Source organism: Cognatiyoonia koreensis, from assembly GCF_900109295.1.
Classification (GTDB): Bacteria; Pseudomonadota; Alphaproteobacteria; order Rhodobacterales; family Rhodobacteraceae; genus Cognatiyoonia; species Cognatiyoonia koreensis.
Genome location: NZ_FOIZ01000001.1, coordinates 827,461 through 845,538, shown reverse-complemented (window position 1 = coordinate 845,538; position 18,078 = coordinate 827,461). Strand labels below are relative to the sequence as shown.

General features: G+C 59.8%; 21 protein-coding genes. 13 read left to right on the top strand and 8 right to left on the bottom strand.

Annotated features, from left to right (window positions below; genetic code table 11):
• The first annotated feature begins 21 nt into the window (after positions 1 to 21).
• Entirely contained in the window at positions 22 to 333 is a 312-nt protein-coding gene (locus BMY44_RS04230; RefSeq protein WP_089990673.1) for a hypothetical protein, read from the top strand.
• Here the strand turns inward: BMY44_RS04230 and BMY44_RS04225 are convergent.
• A complete protein-coding gene (locus BMY44_RS04225) occupies positions 302 to 1,450 on the bottom strand; it encodes an FAD-dependent monooxygenase (protein WP_089990671.1) in 1,149 nt (382 codons plus the stop codon). The genes BMY44_RS04230 and BMY44_RS04225 overlap by 32 nt on opposite strands.
• A complete protein-coding gene (dksA, locus tag BMY44_RS04220) occupies positions 1,450 to 1,872 on the bottom strand; it encodes an RNA polymerase-binding protein DksA (protein WP_089994503.1) in 423 nt (140 codons plus the stop codon). The genes BMY44_RS04225 and dksA overlap by 1 nt, the downstream gene beginning before the upstream one ends.
• Before the next feature lie 191 nt (positions 1,873 to 2,063).
• Between dksA and BMY44_RS04215 the strand changes: the two genes are divergently transcribed.
• The 10 genes from BMY44_RS04215 to BMY44_RS04170 all read left to right on the top strand — a co-directional run bounded on the left by BMY44_RS04215 (position 2,064) and on the right by BMY44_RS04170 (position 9,455).
• Entirely contained in the window at positions 2,064 to 2,903 is an 840-nt protein-coding gene (locus BMY44_RS04215) for an AAA family ATPase (RefSeq protein ID WP_089994501.1), read from the top strand.
• A gap of 69 nt (positions 2,904 to 2,972) precedes the next feature.
• Positions 2,973 to 3,239, top strand: coding sequence for a hypothetical protein (locus BMY44_RS04210; RefSeq protein WP_089990668.1), 267 nt, complete (start codon positions 2,973 to 2,975; stop codon positions 3,237 to 3,239).
• Between the two features lie 239 nt (positions 3,240 to 3,478).
• Entirely contained in the window at positions 3,479 to 3,925 is a 447-nt protein-coding gene (locus BMY44_RS04205) for a GNAT family N-acetyltransferase (protein WP_089990666.1), read from the top strand.
• Entirely contained in the window at positions 3,922 to 5,271 is a 1,350-nt protein-coding gene (locus BMY44_RS04200; protein ID WP_089990663.1) for a DUF2927 domain-containing protein, read from the top strand. The genes BMY44_RS04205 and BMY44_RS04200 overlap by 4 nt, the downstream gene beginning before the upstream one ends.
• Before the next feature lie 12 nt (positions 5,272 to 5,283).
• On the top strand, positions 5,284 to 5,454 hold the full coding sequence (locus tag BMY44_RS18150) for a hypothetical protein (RefSeq protein WP_089990661.1): 171 nt from the start codon (positions 5,284 to 5,286) through the stop codon (positions 5,452 to 5,454).
• A 5-nt stretch (positions 5,455 to 5,459) separates the two neighbouring features.
• Positions 5,460 to 6,644 (top strand): vWA domain-containing protein, encoded by a 1,185-nt coding sequence (locus BMY44_RS04190; protein WP_089990658.1) that lies wholly within the window; start codon positions 5,460 to 5,462, stop codon positions 6,642 to 6,644.
• Positions 6,641 to 7,006 carry a hypothetical protein gene (locus BMY44_RS04185; protein ID WP_089990655.1) on the top strand — a complete coding sequence of 122 codons (366 nt, stop codon included), beginning with the start codon at positions 6,641 to 6,643 and terminating at the stop codon, positions 7,004 to 7,006. The genes BMY44_RS04190 and BMY44_RS04185 overlap by 4 nt, the downstream gene beginning before the upstream one ends.
• Entirely contained in the window at positions 6,999 to 7,604 is a 606-nt protein-coding gene (locus BMY44_RS04180; protein ID WP_089990653.1) for a DedA family protein, read from the top strand. Before BMY44_RS04185 ends, BMY44_RS04180 begins: the two co-directional genes overlap by 8 nt.
• Positions 7,601 to 8,746, top strand: coding sequence for a M24 family metallopeptidase (locus BMY44_RS04175; RefSeq protein WP_089990650.1), 1,146 nt, complete (start codon positions 7,601 to 7,603; stop codon positions 8,744 to 8,746). The genes BMY44_RS04180 and BMY44_RS04175 overlap by 4 nt, the downstream gene beginning before the upstream one ends.
• Before the next feature lie 19 nt (positions 8,747 to 8,765).
• Positions 8,766 to 9,455 (top strand): M48 family metallopeptidase, encoded by a 690-nt coding sequence (locus BMY44_RS04170; RefSeq protein ID WP_089990647.1) that lies wholly within the window; start codon positions 8,766 to 8,768, stop codon positions 9,453 to 9,455.
• Here BMY44_RS04170 and BMY44_RS04165 read toward each other — a convergent pair.
• Together BMY44_RS04165 and BMY44_RS04160 are read right to left on the bottom strand one after the other, a co-directional pair.
• Positions 9,448 to 9,987, bottom strand: coding sequence for an RSP_2648 family PIN domain-containing protein (locus BMY44_RS04165; protein WP_089990645.1), 540 nt, complete (start codon positions 9,985 to 9,987; stop codon positions 9,448 to 9,450). The two genes, BMY44_RS04170 and BMY44_RS04165, sit on opposite strands and share 8 nt — an antisense overlap.
• Positions 9,984 to 11,180: an RSP_2647 family RNA methyltransferase gene (locus BMY44_RS04160; RefSeq protein ID WP_089990642.1), complete on the bottom strand. Its 1,197-nt coding sequence runs from the start codon at positions 11,178 to 11,180 to the stop codon at positions 9,984 to 9,986. The genes BMY44_RS04165 and BMY44_RS04160 overlap by 4 nt, the downstream gene beginning before the upstream one ends.
• A 311-nt stretch (positions 11,181 to 11,491) precedes the next feature.
• On the opposite strand from BMY44_RS04160, the gene edd reads away from it, so the two are divergent.
• Together edd and eda are read left to right on the top strand one after the other, a co-directional pair.
• Positions 11,492 to 13,297, top strand: a complete 1,806-nt coding sequence (edd, locus tag BMY44_RS04155) for a phosphogluconate dehydratase (RefSeq protein ID WP_089990640.1) — start codon at positions 11,492 to 11,494, stop codon at positions 13,295 to 13,297.
• A 67-nt stretch (positions 13,298 to 13,364) separates the two neighbouring features.
• The gene (gene eda / locus BMY44_RS04150; RefSeq protein ID WP_089990638.1) at positions 13,365 to 14,006 is read left to right on the top strand and encodes a bifunctional 4-hydroxy-2-oxoglutarate aldolase/2-dehydro-3-deoxy-phosphogluconate aldolase; all 642 of its coding nucleotides are present in this window, start codon (positions 13,365 to 13,367) and stop codon (positions 14,004 to 14,006) included.
• On the opposite strand, the gene BMY44_RS04145 is transcribed toward eda, so the two are convergent.
• From BMY44_RS04145 to BMY44_RS04130, 4 genes are read right to left on the bottom strand one after another with little or no spacing between them, the layout of a single operon-like run.
• On the bottom strand, positions 14,003 to 14,686 hold the full coding sequence (locus BMY44_RS04145; protein WP_089990636.1) for a hypothetical protein: 684 nt from the start codon (positions 14,684 to 14,686) through the stop codon (positions 14,003 to 14,005). The genes eda and BMY44_RS04145 overlap by 4 nt on opposite strands.
• On the bottom strand, positions 14,686 to 14,949 hold the full coding sequence (locus BMY44_RS04140) for a hypothetical protein (RefSeq protein WP_089990634.1): 264 nt from the start codon (positions 14,947 to 14,949) through the stop codon (positions 14,686 to 14,688). The genes BMY44_RS04145 and BMY44_RS04140 overlap by 1 nt, the downstream gene beginning before the upstream one ends.
• Entirely contained in the window at positions 14,946 to 17,711 is a 2,766-nt protein-coding gene (locus tag BMY44_RS04135) for a [protein-PII] uridylyltransferase family protein (RefSeq protein WP_089990631.1), read from the bottom strand. Before BMY44_RS04135 ends, BMY44_RS04140 begins: the two co-directional genes overlap by 4 nt.
• Positions 17,708 to 18,076 carry a nuclear transport factor 2 family protein gene (locus BMY44_RS04130; RefSeq protein ID WP_089990628.1) on the bottom strand — a complete coding sequence of 123 codons (369 nt, stop codon included), beginning with the start codon at positions 18,074 to 18,076 and terminating at the stop codon, positions 17,708 to 17,710. Before BMY44_RS04130 ends, BMY44_RS04135 begins: the two co-directional genes overlap by 4 nt.
• Positions 18,077 to 18,078 lie beyond the last annotated feature (2 nt).

Here is an 18,078-nt window from a genome sequence, read left to right as displayed (position 1 = left end):
TATAACATGTTGAAATACATTATGTTATTCGCACTTTTTGCCACAACCGCAGATGCTACCTGTCGAATCCAGACAACGCTTGGTTCTTGCCAAACGCCGCCGCGATCGCCCAAACCCCCCGCCGCGGGTCTAGGGCCGGCACCCATCGAGATCGGCACGATCCTTGAACGCGGCGAATACTCCATCGTGTTGAATTCGCAGTGGTATGGGCTCCCCCGCCCAAAGGACGGTTGGGTCTATTTCCGCATTCAAGATGACGTCTACCGGGTCGATTACGAAACACGCGAAGTGCTGGAGCGCGCTACACGCGAGGCGAACCAGAACTGGCCGTAACGTCGTGATCATAAAGCCATGACAGGCGGTTCAGAAAAGCATCGGGCGCAGCCTTGCCGATCCCCTTCAGAACCAGATGCGATACGGCCCTGCGAGGACCGCGCAGATGGTAGTTCACAGCATTTGCATTCGCAGTATTGATTGCCCGCCTGACCCGTTCCTTGCGCCGCTTCTGATAGCTCGCAAGTCCGTGTTCCAGCTCTCCCGATGCGCAGCACTGCGCCAACACATAAGCATCTTCGATCGCCAGATTCGCGCCCTGCGCCAGAAACGGCAGCGTCGGATGCGCCGCGTCGCCAATCAGGGCCAGACCTTCATCCGCCCAAATCTCGGCCACAGGATGGCGAAAGAGTCCCCAAAGCTTTACAGCGTCCACCTGACCCAGAATATCCCGCAATTCCCGACAGCTATTTGCGAAAGCTGATGCAAGATTTGCGGGCGCATCATCATGATGCCAGCCTTCCTGGGCCCAGGCGTCACGTTCCTGTACAGCGACGATATTCAACCGCGACCCCCTGAGCGGATACGTCACGACGTGGGCACCGGGCAACATCCAGATCCGCGCTTCTGGCTTGGCGACATGTTCCACGACTGCGCGCCACGCGACTTGCCGCGTAAAGAACGGTTTGCCCATGCCGTTCAGCACGGGGCGCGCAATGGAATGCAGTCCGTCAGCACCGATGGTTAGATCGGGATCTTTGCGTACACCGTCGACAGTGAACCGCCCGTCGGCCCCGACATCGGCGATACGGGTGCCAAGCTGCACTGTGACGCCGACGCGCTTGCAGGCCTCTTCCAGCACGCGGATCAGATCGGCACGGTGAACAAAGCGATAGCGCGGACGCCTGCGGGCGAGGTCAAAGCGTGTGATGGCCCTGCCCGTCAATCCGTCGGTTGGCACGACAGCCTCTGCCGCCACGCCGACGGACTCCATCGCCGCGCCAAGGTTCAGCGCCTGTAGGACCCGCATGCCATTTGGTGTGATTTGCAGCCCGGCACCGATTTCGCTGAGCACCGGGGCTTGTTCGTAGACGGTTACGGATGCACCATTGGCGGCGAACGCCAAAGCTGCCGTCAGGCCGCCGATGCCGCCACCAATGATGGCGACATTACGCATCAGTCTTTGCGGTGAACCTTCTCGCCGCGCTCGTGACGCTCTTGTGCCTCAAGGCTCATGGTCGCGATGGGACGCGCATCAAGACGCTTGAGTGAAATCGGCTCTCCGGTGATGGAGCAGTATCCGTATTCGCCTTCGTCGATCCGGCGCAGCGCGGCGTCGATCTTGGACACCAGCTTGCGTTCGCGATCGCGTGTGCGCAGTTCAAGGGCGCGGTCGGTTTCCTCGGACGCGCGATCCGCAACATCGGGAATGTTGCGGGTCTGGTCTTTCATACCGGCAACCGTGTCATTGCTGTTTTCAAGAATGTCAGCTTTCCAGTCCAACAGCTTGCGGCGGAAGTATTCCACCTGACGTTCGTTCATGAATGGTTCATCTTCTGCCGGCCGATAATCATCGTCCAGAAAGACCTCTGCTTTCATGCTTTTTTCCCCTGATTTGCCTGATGCCAATTTGGCGGTAGATGCGGACATCTTGCGTACCCCTAACAATTAGCGCTCGTTTACTCTGCAAAAGTTTGGATGTCACCCCCCATTTACGTGTGGATACAGTGTGTTGATGATGTGTGAAAAGCCACCTAGGTTGCGCGCGATAGTTAATGCAAGAGGCCCATATGCAGTTCCAAGGCACCGAAGATTACGTCGCCACAGACGATTTGAAGATGGCCGTAAACGCCGCCGTGGCGCTGGAACGTCCGCTGCTGGTCAAAGGTGAGCCCGGCACAGGCAAAACTGAACTTGCCCGTCAGGTCAGCACGGCACTTGGTCTGGAGATGATCGAATGGCACATCAAATCGACAACAAAAGCGCAACAGGGCCTTTATGAATACGATGCCGTCAGCCGGTTGCGCGACAGCCAGCTGGGTGACGCGCGGGTGAACGATGTCCGCAACTACATCAAGAAGGGCAAGCTTTGGCAGGCCTTTACCGCTGACAAAAAGGTTGTTTTGCTGATCGACGAAGTCGACAAGGCCGATATCGAGTTTCCCAACGACCTGCTGCAGGAACTCGACAAGATGGCGTTCCATGTCTACGAAACCGACGAAACGATTTCGGCAAAACACCGCCCGATCGTCATCATTACATCCAACAACGAAAAGGAATTGCCTGACGCGTTCCTGCGTCGTTGTTTCTTTCACTACATCCGGTTCCCCGACATGGACACCTTGCGCAAGATCGTCGCGGTCCATCATCCGGGGATCAAGGATGCCTTGCTGACGACGGCCCTGACCCAGTTTTACGAGATTCGCGAAACACAGGGCCTGAAGAAAAAGCCATCAACCTCTGAAGTGCTCGACTGGCTCAAGCTGCTATTGGCGGAAGACCTGTCGCCTGAGGATTTGAAACGTGACGGCGCAAATGCGCTGCCAAAACTGCACGGTGCGCTGCTAAAGAACGAACAGGATGTGCACCTGTTCGAGCGTCTGGCCTTTTTGGCACGTGGTGCCCGTTAAACCGGGCTGGCCAATGTTTGGCCAAATTTCTGGGATAGCGTCGTTCTGCGCAGTACCAAAGGACATCTCATGTGGAGTGCGATAAAACGGTTCGCCGCCGCTATTCTTATTACGCCACTTCTGGTGTTCGCTGGTGTCTTTGCATGGCTTGCCGGTGCGGGGACCAAGCCATCGCCCGAGGCATTTCTGGTCGGATCTGTTCTGCTTGTCGTGGTTGGTATTCCAATCGTTCTGATCAGTTGCGCGATCTATATCTGCCTCGCACTGGTGATCATTCCAGTCGACATGTGCATCGCCAAAGTCCGCAGGTTCAGACAGCGATCACGCCGGCACTGAATCAACATGTTGCCGTGCGTTTTGCACCATCTACCAGACACTTGAGTCTTTTGCGCAACGTCGGGCGTCAATAAATCAACCCACGACAATTAGAAGATGATTAACCACCTCTGGATAGAGTTAATCGACCTGCTTCCAGACGGGATGCAGGCGCTTGCCTGATCTCAAACAAGAGAAGCCGCAATCTGAAGGCAGACAGATTGACGACATTGAGGAGAGTGGATTTGACCAAGGCAAACATGCCGGTCGAAATACGTTCATTGCGTGCGGCTGACCGTGCAGCGTGGCAGGAACTGTGGACCGATTACCTGACGTTTTACGCATCATCCGTGAATGATGCTGTTTACGACACAACATTCGCACGGCTGCTTGGCGACGACCCGCAGGATTTCAACGGCCTGATCGCGACCGTCGACGGAACCCCCGTTGGTCTGACCCACTACCTGTTCCATCGCCATAACTGGAAAATCGAAAACGTCTGCTATCTGCAGGATCTTTATGCCGCCCCGTCCGTGCGCGGCCAAGGGGTCGGTCGCGCCTTGATCGAGTCGGTCTATTCTGCCGCAGATGCGGCTGGGGCCCCCACGGTCTACTGGCTGACGCAGGCTGGAAACAGTACCGCCCGCAAGCTTTATGACCGCGTCGCCGACTGCACCGATTTCATCAAATACCAGCGCGCATCATGAACCGACTTGCTGCCTTTGCCCTGTCCTTCATGGCCGCCTGTGCGCCTGTACCTCAGGATGCACCGCCAAGTCGTGCCACAACACTTGTGACTGACCTGCCGCCCGCAAAAAGTTTTTCAGGCTCTTACGCTGCGCCAGTGCGCCGGGCAAACGCGGAAATCGTGCAGGACTTCCTTGATCTGAGCTTTCGGATGGAAAGCGGCAAGGCGATTCCGGTCATGACCCGCTTTGAGGGGCCGATTTCTGTCCGGATCGCTGGCCCCGCCCCTGCAAGCCTTGGCCGCGATCTGCAATACCTGTTGGGCCGGTTCCGGTCCGAGGCCGGTATCGACATCATGCTGACGGATTCGGCGAACGCCCAGATCGTTGTCGAGGCGATCCCGCAAGCCACATTGCAACGCGCCGTCCCGCGTGCCGCCTGCTTCGTCGTGCCCCGCATCGCAAGTTGGGAAGGGTTCCTTGTCGCCCGGCGCACGCAACAGGTCGACTGGACCACGCTGACCAAACGCGACCGCGCGGTCATTTTCGTACCCGCCGATGCCGCGCCACAGGAAGTCCGCGATTGCCTGCACGAAGAACTCGCGCAGGCGCTTGGGCCCCTGAACGATCTCTATCGCCTGCCCGACAGCGTGTTCAACGATGACAACATCCACACAGTGCTGACCGGCTTTGATATGTTGATCCTGCGTGCCTACTACGCACCGGAATTGCGCAATGGCATGACCCGTGCGCAAGTGGCGGCGATCTTGCCGGGCGTCATGGCGCGGCTAAATCCCCAAGGCGATCGGATTCCTGCCAAGCTGGAAAACGACACGACCCGCGAATGGATCGACGCGATGGAACTGGCGCTGACAAGCGGTTCAACTCCCGCCCGCCGCCGCACCGCTGCGCAAGAGGCGATCCAGCTTGGCCAGCGGCTTGGCTGGTCCGGCACCCGTGAAGGGTTTGCCTATTATGCCTATGGTCGCCTGCAGGTCGGCAACGATTCCGAAAGCGCGCTATCGGCGTTCAACGCAGCAGAGGCGATTTACCGCCAAAGCCCGACCACGCAAATTCACGCAGCCCACATCGCCGTTCAGAAATCCGCCTTTGCCCTGCGGTCCGGCGATGCACAGGCCGTTCTCGGCCTTACCGAAGCGGCCATTCCCGTCGCCATGCAACACCAGAACGCCGCTTTGCTATCGACGCTGATGATGTTCAAGGCCGAAGCGCTTGATATGATCGGTAATACTGTCGCAAGCCAAGAGGTGCGTCTGGACAGTCTGGGATGGGCACGATACGGCTTTGGCGCTGATGCAAATGTGCAGGCGCGGCTGGCGGAGATTTCGGCACTGCGTCCATTCTAAAGGGCGACACAGATGATATTTCCTTTGGGCGGAATGCTGATCGGCGCAATCCTGGGCGCGATCACGGCCAAGCTGAAAGGCGGCAAGACGCTGGACCTTTTGCAGTGGGGCGCGGTTTTTGCGATCCTCTTTGGCATGGTCGGTCTGTTTGTGCTCGTCTTCTTTGAACGCAGCTTTACCTGACCGCGATGTTCCTGCCGTTTTTCGACAATCTGCGCCGCGCCAAAGTGCCGGTCAGCTTGCGCGAGTTTCTGGCGTTTCTTGAAGGCATGAATGCGGGCCTCGCGACCTACGACATCGAGGCGTTCTACTTTCTGGCCCGCGCAATCATGGTCAAGGATGAACGTCACCTTGATCGGTTTGACCAAGCGTTTGCCGCGACCTTTTCCGGCCTTGACGAAATCCCGGCAGAGGCGGTTCTGAACGCTGTCGACATTCCTGCCGAATGGCTCAAGAAGCTGGCCGAAAAGCACCTGAGCGAAGATGAAAAGGCCGAGATCGAAGCCGCGGGCGGGTTCGACAAGCTCATGGAAAAACTGCGCGAGCGATTGAAAGAACAACAAGGCCGCCATCAAGGCGGCAACAAGTGGATCGGCACGGCGGGCACCTCTCCTTTCGGGGCCTACGGCTATAATCCCGAAGGTGTGCGGATCGGTCAGAACGAAAGCCGCCACCAGCGCGCCGTCAAGGTCTGGGACAAGCGCGAGTTTCGCAATCTGGACGACTCTGTGCAGTTGGGCACCCGCAACATCAAGGTCGCCCTGAAACGCCTGCGCCGCTGGGCACGTGATGGGGCCGAGGACGAGCTTGATCTGGACGGCACGATCCGCGCGACCGCCGAACACGGCTATATCGACGTCAAAACACGCCCCGAACGGCGCAACGCGGTCAAGGTGCTGCTGTTTCTGGACGTCGGCGGATCGATGGATCCGCACATCCAGATGGTCGAAGAACTGTTCAGTGCTGCAAAGTCTGAATTCAAGCACCTTGAACACTTCTATTTCCACAACTGTCTTTATGAAGGTGTGTGGAAGGACAATCGCCGCCGCTGGAACGCACAAACACCGACCTGGGACGTGTTGCGCACCTACGGGTCAGATTACAAATGCATCTTCGTCGGCGATGCCAGCATGTCCCCTTACGAGGTCGCGGTGCCCGGCGGTGCGAACGAGCATTGGAACAAGGAAGCCGGTCACGTCTGGCTGGCGCGCGCCCGCGATCAGTGGCCAAGCCACCTCTGGATCAATCCGGTGCCCGAAAAATACTGGGACTACACGCAGTCCATCGGCATGATCCAAGAGGTGTTCGGCGCAGACCGCATGGTGCCCATGACCCTTGCGGGCATCGAAAAGGGCATGAAGGTGCTGACATGATCGACCGGATCAAGCGCCTGTGGGCGCACCACCGCCTGCTGTTGCTTGGCTTTTGCGTCGCGCTTGCTGCGCTTGGTTTTTTCGGCGTCCGCACGCTAAGTGCGACACTCTACTGGATGGACCCGGCGCATCAGGATCAGCCAATCGCCGGATGGATGACGCCCCGCTACGTGGCAAGATCCTACCAGCTTCCGCCCGAAGTCTTGGGGGACGCGCTGTTTCTGGTCAAGGGGGACGGCCCGCGCCGGGTTTCGCTGGATGTGATTGCTGCGGAAAACAATCTGACATTGGACGCATTGCAGACACGTATTGACGAAGCCGCAGCCGCCTGGCGCGCCCAAAATCAACCAAAAAATGAGTGAAATCGCCCTTGCCCTCGTCGCTGATTATGGCGTGCCGATCGTGTTTTGCGTCACCTTTCTGTCGTGCCTTGCCCTCCCTGTCCCGTCGTCGTTGCTGATGCTGGCCTCCGGCGGCTTTGCAGCCACGGGTGACTTGTCACTTACAGCAGTCCTTGTTGCTGCATTTGCCGGCGCGGTTTTAGGTGACAACACAGGGTACTGGATCGCCCGCGTCTCGGGCGACAGGATGTCCGACTGGTTCCAGCGCAATCCCAAGCGAGCGGCCCTGCGCAACCGCGGTCAGGGGTTCATGCAGAAATGGGGCGGGTCCTCGATCTTCTTTTCCTGTTGGCTGGTGGCGCCCTTGGGCCCCTACATCAATTATGTCAGCGGCCTGACGCGGTTTCACTGGCCGCGTTTCGCCCTTTGGGGCATTGCTGGCGAAACCGTCTGGGTCAGCCTCTATGTCGGTCTGGGCTACGTTTTCGCAGATAACATCACGGCGGTGGCAAGCCTTCTGGGGAATGCCAGCGGCTTTGTCACCGCATTTGCCGCAGTCGTGGGACTTGGTTATTGGCTGTGGACTGCCAGCGCACGCAAGAAAGGCGGCACCTCATGACCCTGCATTTTGATCCGGCCGAGCATGCCACCCGTCAGTCCCGCGCACATGCGGCCATGAAAGACGCAGGACTTGATGCGTTGCTGATGTTCGCGCCCGAAAGCCATAACTGGATTTGCGGCTATGACACGTTCGGCTTTGCGATGTTCCAATGTCTTGTGCTGACCCGCGATGGCGACCTGCACCTGCTGACACGGATGCCTGATCTGCGGCAAGCCCAGCAGACCTCCACCCTACCCCACGATCATATCCACATCTGGACCGAACGCTTTGACAGCGATCCCGCACAGGATCTGGCGCGCCTTCTGGCTGATCTTGGTGTTTCGGGGCGTATCGGGTTTGAAAATGCGACCGTTGGACTGACGGATGCGAACGGACAGACGTTGCGCGCTGCCCTGCCCGACCTGATACCGGCACCGCATCTGATCCGTGGGCTGCGACAGGACAAATCAGCCGCAGAGGTCGCCATGCACCGCAAGGCTGCCGCCCTGTCAGATGATGCGCTGGACGCGGGTCTGTCCCTGACCCGGGCTGGTGCGTTCGAAGGCGATATCCTTGCCGCGATGCAGGGGGCGGTTTTCAAAGGCGGCGGTGATTACGCGGGCAATGAATTCATCATCGGGTCCGGGGAACACGCGCTGCTGTGCCGCTATTATTCGGGCCGACGCCATCTTGATCCGTCCGACCAGCTGACGCTGGAATGGTCCGGTGCCTATGCCCGCTATCACGCCGCGATGATGCGCACCGTCGTGATTGGTGAGCCCTCGGACACACACAAGCGGATGCATGACGCCTGCGCCGAAGCGCTCGCCGCGTGCGAAGACGCCATTAAGCCGGGGCAACCGATGGGCGATGTCTATGCTGCGCACGCAGCGGTGTTTGACCGTCACGGGTTCGCAGATGCACGGCTACAGGCGTGCGGCTATGGCATGGGTGCGATTTATAATCCGATCTGGGTGGATTTCCCGATGTTCACCGAAGGCAACCCGACCTTGATGCGCGAAAACCAGGTGTTCTTTCTGCATATGATCCTGATGGACAGCGCGACGGGTGCGGCGATGACACTAGGGCATTCGGTCCTTGTGACAGCTGACGGTGCCGCGCGCTTGTCGCGCCACGATACCGCATTGCTTTGCCGCTAAGCGACCCCATATCTGGAACATGATAAAGTTCCTGCCGATCCTTCTTGCCGTGATCTATGGCGTCGTCATGTACCGATTTTCGGCCTGGCGGACAGCGAAGATGCTCGATCAACAGTCGACGCCCCTGAACGATCCACACTTGCTGGATCTGTCCGACCGGATGGCAGCCGCACTCGGCATTCCGAAAATCAAGGTGCACATCTATGAAATCGAACCGGTGAACGGGTTGGCCGCACCGGACGGGCGCATCTTTATTACGCGCGGATTCTTCAACCGCTACAAGGAAGGCAAAGTCAGCGGCGCTGAAATGGCCAGCGTCATCGCGCACGAGCTGGGCCATGTCGCACTTGGCCATTCACGCCGCCGGATGATCGACTTTTCCGGACAGAACGCGATGCGGACCGCCCTCGCGATGGTGCTGGGCCGCTTTGTCCCCTTTATCGGGCCCTGGATCGCGGGACTCTTGATGTCGCTGCTGGCTGCAAAGCTGTCACGCAAGGACGAATTCGAGGCAGACGCCTATGCCTCTGCCCTGCTGGTCAAGGCGGGGATCGGCGTGGCACCGCAGATTTCGCTGTTTGAAAAACTGGGCAAGCTGACCGGTGCAAACGGTGCAGCGGTGCCCGCATGGCTTTTGAGCCATCCAAAGCAGGAACAGCGCATCGCGGCGATCGAGGCAAACGCCGCGAAATGGGGACAAACTAGCTAAGCGCCTTGCCAAGGCGCGGCAACCGCGCCTTTTTCATAAGCTTGCGCATGGTCCAGTCTTCGCCCGACATCTGACGGGCGGTCTGCAACACGTCTTCGGCAACCCGCGCGACCTGATCGGGGGCTTGAACAAGAAGATCTGTCACAAAGCCGTCAGGGTCCCGCCGTTCAAGCCCTTCCTCGGCCAGAATATTGCGCGGGAAATCCTTGGCATTGGCCGTCAGGATCGCGTCACATGATCCCGCGACAGCACTTGCCAGCACATGGATGTCATGCGCGTCAGGCAGCCAAAGCCGGGCTTCAAGCCCGTCGCGAACCGGTATGATCGCGTGCGGAAAGGCGGCATTTACAAGCGCAATTTCACCGCGCGCGATGGTTTCGCCTTCGGGTCCGATCTTGCGTGCGGCCAGCGCCCATTCCTCCAACAGACGTTCCGACCACTTCGCTTCGAACAGCCCCACGCGGGCGCAGCCCAGAACAACCTCCCGCATCACGGTCGGGTAAAGCACGCAGGCGTCAATCAACACCCTCACAGGCGGAAGAACACGGATTTGAGATAACCGCTTTCTGCCAGATGCGGCATCAGCGGGTGATCGGGCCCTGCAAAACCGGTGTGGATGATCTGCCCGCGCCGCCCGGCCCGTCCGATCCCGCGTGCGGATGCGTTGCGGAATTTTGTCAGATCAGCGGCATGGCTGCATGAACACAGGCCCAGGTAACCGTTTTCGGCAACCAATGGTGCCGCCAGTCGCGCAACCCGTTCATAGGCGCGCAGCCCCGCATCAAGCGCCTTGCGGGAAGGCGCAAAGGCAGGCGGATCACAGATCACGACATCGAACATCGCGCCCTCATCCCCAAGTGCGGAAAGCACGTCAAAGGCATCGCCCTTCCGCGTGCTGAACCGGTCTGCGACGCCCATGGCCTTTGCGCCGTCTTCGGCCAATGCCAGTGCCGGTGCCGACCCATCAACCGCAAGAACCGAAGCGGCCCCCTGCGCCAGCGCGGCAAGCCCGAAGCCACCCACATGGCTGAACACGTCCAGCACACGCGCATCGCGTGACAGCCCCGCAGCAAACGCATGATTAGGCCGTTGGTCAAAAAACAGCCCGGTTTTCTGCCCGCCAAGCACGTCGGCCATATAGATCGCGCCATTCATCGGTACGGGGATCGGACCGGTGGGTGCGTTGCCGAAAACGACGTCTGTGCGTTCGGCCAATCCTTCAAGAGACCGCGCGCGGCCTGTCCCGTTCAGAATAACCGTCGTCACGCCCGTCACCGCAACCAGCGCTGCAACAAGTGTGTCGATCAGCACATCCGCCCAGGCCGCATTGGGTTGGACAACCGCAACATCGCCAAAACGATCGACGATGACACCGGGCAGTCCGTCGGCCTCTGCATGGATCAGGCGATAGAACGGATCAGGAAACAGCCTGGTCCGATGGGCCAACGCGCGTGTGATGCGGGCTGCGAACCATTTTTCATCGATTGTTGCATCGGGTTGCGGATCGAGCATCCGGCAGATGATTTTCGAGGCAGGGTTCAGCGCCACAATCCCCATTGCCGTCCTGTTGGAATCTTCAAGCACGGCCAGCGTACCGGCCTCCAGATTGCGGGTCCGCCGATCCAGCACCAACTCGTTTGCATAGACCCACGGAAAACCGTGGCGAACTGCGCGGGCATCCGCTTTGGGTGTCAGGCGCACAATGGGATAAGGGGATGTCGTCATGGCATCCCCTTACCCTGTTCGATCGCGGTTTGGAAAGGTCAGAGCGTGACTTGGCCAGAACAGCGGCAATCGTGATTTTGAAATGAGTCCAGTCAGTCCCACGCGCATGTGCCCCAAATTTCCGCATACGCAGCACCGTCGTTGAACTTTTATTTTCCAGTCTTTCAGGCGGAAATGTATTCAAACCAGACTGAAGAAAGGCTATTGCATGTTATGTTCGGTGAAACGGTTCTGATTAGGCCGATTGCCGCATTGTTAGCGCTAACGATGTGTGCTATGCGCCAGTCAGGCGATGACGGCACGAGGATAACATGACACTCCACCCCAAGATTGCAGCGGTCACGGACCGCATCCGCGCACGTAGTGAAACAACACGCGGCATCTATCTGGACCGCATGGCAGCAGCGGCTGCCGAAGGCCCGCGCCGGTCGCATCTGACCTGCGGGAATCAGGCCCATGCCTATGCGGCGATGGGTGGCGACAAGGACAGTCTGGTCGCTGAAAAATCCCCCAACATTGGGATCATCACCGCTTATAACGACATGCTATCGGCGCATCAGCCGTTTGAAACATATCCCGACAAGATCCGCGATGCCGCCCGCGCCGTGGGTGCTACGGCACAGGTTGCCGGTGGCGTACCTGCGATGTGCGATGGTGTCACGCAGGGCCAGACAGGGATGGAACTGTCGCTTTTCTCGCGCGACGTGATCGCGCTGGCCGCTGCGGTCGGGCTGTCCCACAACGTGTTTGACAGCGCGATGTATCTTGGCGTCTGTGACAAGATCGTCCCTGGCCTTGTCATTGCTGCCGCGACTTTCGGCTATATCCCAGGAATCTTCGTCCCCGCGGGCCCGATGGTGTCCGGCCTGCCAAACGACGAGAAATCCAAAGTCCGTCAGGAATTCGCCAAAGGCAACATCGGGCGCAAGGAACTGATGGAAGCAGAAATGGCCAGCTACCACGGCCCCGGCACCTGCACGTTCTACGGCACCGCCAATTCAAACCAGATGCTGATGGAGTTCATGGGGCTGCACATGCCCGGTGCGTCCTTTGTCAATCCAGGCACACCATTGCGCGAAGCCCTGACGGTCGCTGCGACCGAGCGCGCATCGCAGATCACATCGCTGGGCAATGATTACCGCCCTGTCAGCGAAATCCTTGACGAAAAAGCGTTCGTCAACGGGCTGGTCGGACTGATGGCGACTGGTGGGTCAACAAACCTCGTGCTGCACCTGCCAGCGATGGCCAAAGCCGCAGGCGTGATCCTCGATCTGGAAGATTTCGCTGATATTTCATCCGTCACGCCGCTGATGGCAAAGGTCTATCCGAACGGTCTGGCCGATGTGAACCACTTCCACGCGGCTGGCGGGCTTGGCTATATGATGGGTGATTTGCTCAAGGCCGGGTTGTTGCACGAAGACGTCAAGACAGTCGGCGGCGACGGCCTGTCGCTTTATACGCAGGAACCAAAGCTGAAGGACGGGCGCGTCGTTTACGGCCCCGGCACCGACAGCACGCTGAACGACAAGATATTGCGTCCTGCCAGTGATCCGTTCCACCCGACGGGCGGTCTGACACAGCTGAAAGGCAATCTGGGCCTTGGCATGATGAAGACATCCGCAGTCGCCGCAGAACGCCACATCGTCGAAGCACCGGCCCGCGTCTTTCACACGCAAGAGGCGGTCAAGGATGCCTTCAAGGCGGGCGAATTTACCGAAGACACGATCATCGTGGTCCGCTTTCAGGGACCACGCTCAAACGGGATGCCCGAATTGCACGGGCTGACACCGACGCTTGCGGTTCTGCAGGATCGCGGCCTGAAAGTGGCGCTTGTAACCGACGGGCGTATGTCGGGCGCATCGGGCAAGGTCCCCAGTGCGATTCACGTCTGCCCCGAAGCAGCCGACGGCGGCCCGATCGCAAAGGTGCAGGACGGCGATATGGTCCGGCTGGATGCGGTTGCGGGCACGATCGACGTGCTTGACGTCAATCTTGATACCCGTGCAGTCGCCGAGGCGGACCTGCGCGGAAATGGCAACGGTGTCGGGCGTGAACTGTTTGACGTCTTCCGCCAGAACGTCGGTCTTGCCGCAAGCGGCGCTGGCGTGGTGATCTGAACCTGCCGACACTAAGCGGCGCACGCCGTTCCCGCTGAAAAGCGTACCAAACAAGGAATACACGACCATGACCCCTGCCCAAGCATCCGAAAAGAACCGCGCCCTATGTCTGATGGCCCCCGTGGTGCCGGTTCTGGTTCTTGATGACGCCAGCAAAGCCGCCGGTCTGGCACGCGCATTGGTCGCGGGCGGTCTGCCGGCGCTCGAAGTCACATTGCGCACGCCAGCCGCACTTGACGCGATCCGCGAAATGGCAGCCGTCGAAGGTGGCGTCGTCGGTGCTGGCACCCTGCTGACGGCCAAAGACGTCGAAAACGCCAAGGCCGCAGGTGCGCAATTCGGCGTATCACCGGGTGCCACGGACCTGCTTCTCGACGCTTGCGAGGCCAATGAACTGCCCCTCCTGCCCGGTGCGGCCACCGCAAGTGAGGCGATGCGCCTGCTTGAACGCGGCTATACCGTGCAAAAATTCTTTCCAGCCGAAGCAAATGGCGGCGCCCCCGCCCTCAAGGCCATCGGCGCACCAATCCCGCAGGTCAGCTTTTGCCCGACAGGCGGCGTCAGCCTGAAAAATGCGAACGACTACCTTAGCCTGCCGAACACGCTTTGCGTTGGCGGGTCGTGGGTCGCGCCAAAGGACATGATTGCAAACGAAGATTGGGACGCAATCACCGCGCTTGCCAAAGAGGCCGCCGCACTGCCGCGCTAGGGTCTGGGAACCTGACAGGCGGCCTGATATCGCGCCTCTTGGGCCTCTGACGTGATCAGATCGGCAAAGCGGTCAGCGAAGTGATTGCAGTAAATCGAACCAGTAAGCGGAAACTGCTGGTTTGCCTGATTGCCCTGCCGGTCAACGTCAAAGAAGACATACATATAGATCGTGTGGACATAGCCGAACGTATCCCAGTCCGCTGTCCATTTGCCGTCGAAAAGGTCAGGTGCGTTCATGCGCGCTTTGAACGCCGCGCGCAGCGCCTCGGCACCGCCCTGATCGGTTCTGAGCGATCTAAGCTGGTCCAGATGCCCTTCGAAAACGTCCTGCTGCAATTGCGATTGACGATGCAGCGCGTCGGCTTGCGCCTGTAGCTGCCGTTGATGGATGGTCGGCCACGCGAGCAGAAGAATAACGCCAGCAATCAGCAGCGCGCTGCCTGTGTAACGTAACCACAGAATACGCCAAAGGATCAGCCAAACGGCCATCACCCCGAAAACAACTGTGCCGATGATTGCAACGACAGTAACACCGCCATGAAGGATCACCGCCACCTCGCCTTTCCCGGCAGGCGTCCCGAGAAGCAAAACTGCGATGACAAAGCACAAGATGGCCAGCATGATCGAGATCACAATTGCAATCCAGCGCAGGACGACCCACGCCGTCAGCGTGCTCATCACTGTCGTCCGGCCCTGCCGCCACGACGTTTGGCAGGGGCGGCATCACGCAGGGCGGCGATCAGCGTCTGCGTCATCGGGTGGCTGGTCGGTTCATCGGCGTATTGCACAAGCAGCGCCTTGACCTCGGTCTTGGTATCCTGATCGGCAGGCACGCCAAGTGCCCAATCCAGAAAGATGGTGCGGCATTCGCCCGCGGTGATCCCGTCGATGCGATAGGCCTCGCGGATCAGGCCGCGTGGATCACGTGCATCGCCCTTCATGTGCCGGTGCCGATCATGCGGTCGATCACCTCTGCGGCCCGCGTGCATGCAGTCGTGCAGGCCTCCTGCAGCGCGTCCATCGTATCAAAGCCCGTTTCGCGCAGCACCATGCGGCACCCACCTTCTCCGATTGCATCAGGGTCCAGCACCCCGGCGGTCAGCAACCGACCGGCTGCCTGCACCTGCCACAAAAGCCGTGCGGCGGCGGTCAATGCCTGCGCGTCAGCGGCATCCAGCCAGCCTGCTGCGACACCGGCTGCGATTTGGCTGGCCGTATCCGTCGCGGGGCTGCCTGCGATCAAGGCTGCGGTCTGTGCCAAAAGTTCGATGTCCTGCAGATGGCCGGGCCCAGATTTCATGTCCCAGACAGATTGGGCAGGCTTGGCTGCGGCCAAACGTGCGCGCATGTCGGCGACGTCCTGCAAAACGCTTTCGCCCTGTCCCTTGGCGGGCAACAGCGTGCGGCGGAAATCCTCGACAGCCTGGCCAAGTGGGGCGGCCCCCGCAACTGCCCGCGCACGGGTCAGCGCAAGGTGTTCCCATGTCCAGGCGTCGTTGCTTTGGTAATCCCGGAACGCCTGCAACGCGGTCGCAACCGGACCTTGGCGGCCCGACGGGCGCAAGCGCATATCGACCTCGTAAAGTCGCCCTTCGGCCATCGGGGCCGAAAGTGCAGTAACAAGCGCCTGCGTCAGTCGCGCATAGTAGGTGCGCGTCGGCAATGAACGCCGGCCGTCAGAGGCTTCCACCCCATCCGCATCGTAGATGACGATCAGATCAAGGTCGGATTCCGCGTTCAGCCGCGCTGCGCCAAGCGATCCCATGCCAAGCACGACAGCACCCTGCCCCGGCAATCCCCCGAACTTGCGCGCAAATTCAGCACAGACCGGCGGCCAAAGTGCAGCAATCGCCGCTTCGGCCAGATCGGCGTATTGGGTGGCGGCCGTATCGGCGTCGATCAGGCCACGCAGATGGTGCACACCGATACGGAAATGCCATTCCTTCATCCAGCGGCGGGCGGCATTCAACTGCGCCTCGTAATCGGCGGCTGCGTCCAGATTGGCGGTCAGTTCCGCTTTGAGCGCGTCCTGCCCCGGCCAGTCACCGAAGAATGACCCGCCGATCACCGCATCAAACACCCCTGCATTGCGCGACAGGTATTGGGCCAGCGCCGGTGCGGTCGCGCAGATATCGACGATCAACTGGGATAACTGCGGGTTCGCCTCGAACAGCGAGAAAAGCTGCACACCCGCTGGCAGACCCGCCAGAAAAGCATCGAACTGGACCAGCGCCTCTTCGGGCTTGGCAGCCTTCTGGAGCCGCGAAAGGATATCCGGACCGATCCGCTTGAAAATGGCGCTGCCACGGTCCGAACGCAGGGCCGGATAGGTGCGCCAGCGGGCGGTGATGTCGTTCCCCCATGCGGGGGCATCATCTGCGGGATCGTCGGTCGTGAAAAAACCTTCGGTCAATGCGTGGACTTCTTCCAGTCGCGCTTCAAGTTCGGACCGCAAGGCATTGATATCCTGACCAGTAAAGCAGGCCAGACGCTGGAACCCCTCCGCGTCCGTTGGCAAGGTATGCGTCTGCGCGTCGTTCACCATCTGCAAGCGATGTTCGATTTCGCGGTGCGCCTTGTAATGGGTATAAAGCGTTGCTGCGGCATCCGCGCTGATCCAGCCAGCCGCGGCAAGCCGCGTCAGTCCTTCACCCGTGCCGCGCACCCGCAAAGACGGATCGCGCCCGCCTGCGATCAGCTGGCGTGTTTGGGTAAAAAACTCGATCTCGCGGATACCACCACGACCAAGTTTCATGTCGTGCCCTTCAAGCGACAGCGCACCACCCAACCCCTTGTGATCACGGATTCGCAGGCGCATGTCGTGCGCGTCCTGAATAGCGGCAAAATCCAGATGCTTGCGCCAGACGAACGGGTCAAGCGTCTTCAGGAACCGCAGCGCGGCCTCAACATCCCCGCCAGAAGGTGCGGCCTTGATATAGGCCGCCCGTTCCCAGGTGCGCCCCACGCTTTCGTAATACCGCTCGGCCGTTTCCATCGACAGGCAAACCGGCGTCACCGACGCATCGGGACGCAGCCGCAAATCCGTGCGAAACACATAGCCGCCTTTCGTATCCGACAGGATCGCGGTCAAACGCCGTGTGACACGGATAAAGACAGCGCGCGCGTCAAAATAATCATCGGGATCAAAGCGGGTTTCGTCGAACAGGCAGATCAAGTCGATGTCCGAGGAATAATTCAGTTCGCCCGCGCCCATCTTGCCCATGGCAAGCGCGCACATGCCGCCTGAAGTGGCCGCATCTTCATCGCCCATGCCTGGCAGCTTGCCCCGCGCGATTTCGGCCGCGACAAGCGTCCGGATACCGTGATCGACGCAGGTATTTGCAAAATCGGTCAGCGCCTGCGTCACCGTTTCCAGCGGCCAAACGCCACCAAGGTCAGCCAGCGCGGTCAGCAAGGCTGTGCGCCGCTTGGCTTGCCGCATCACGGTGTGCATATCAGTCGTCGTGCTGGACCGGACAGCGTCATTGACGGCAACCAACGCAGCAGCAGGGTCATCAAAGGCTTCTGGCAGCCAGTCCGTTTCGGATCGCATCAGATCACCCAGATACGGGCTGCACCCAGCGGCACCATGCAGGACGTGCATAACGTCCGCAGCAAACTCTCCGATATCGCTCATCACGTCATCGGCGCGCGCCTTGTCGAATGCGTCAGGTGCGCGGGTGATGTGTGCTGCGAAACTCATGCCGGTGTGTCCTGACTGAAGATATTGACCCGGGTCGCACCCTGCGCCTGCCAGATCGAAGAGACATACATCGCCTTCATCTGCGTTTCTGACGGGCGGCGGAACGTCGCGTGATAGGCAAGCAGCACGGTGTCCGGTCCAAGGGGGCGGATCTGCGGCGCAGTGATTTCATACTCCGCCACGGTTGGCCCATCCTTCAACTGGCCCACGTGATCGGCTTTGCCCGCGAATCCGTCGGGATAGACGCCCAGAAAATCCGCGCTCAGCGCGTCAGCATCCGCGGCCATTTCGCCCGCGACAAGTGCATCCCACACTTTTCTTTCATGCGCGAGTATGGTGTTTTCCAAAGTGAAAGTGTCCGTCATCC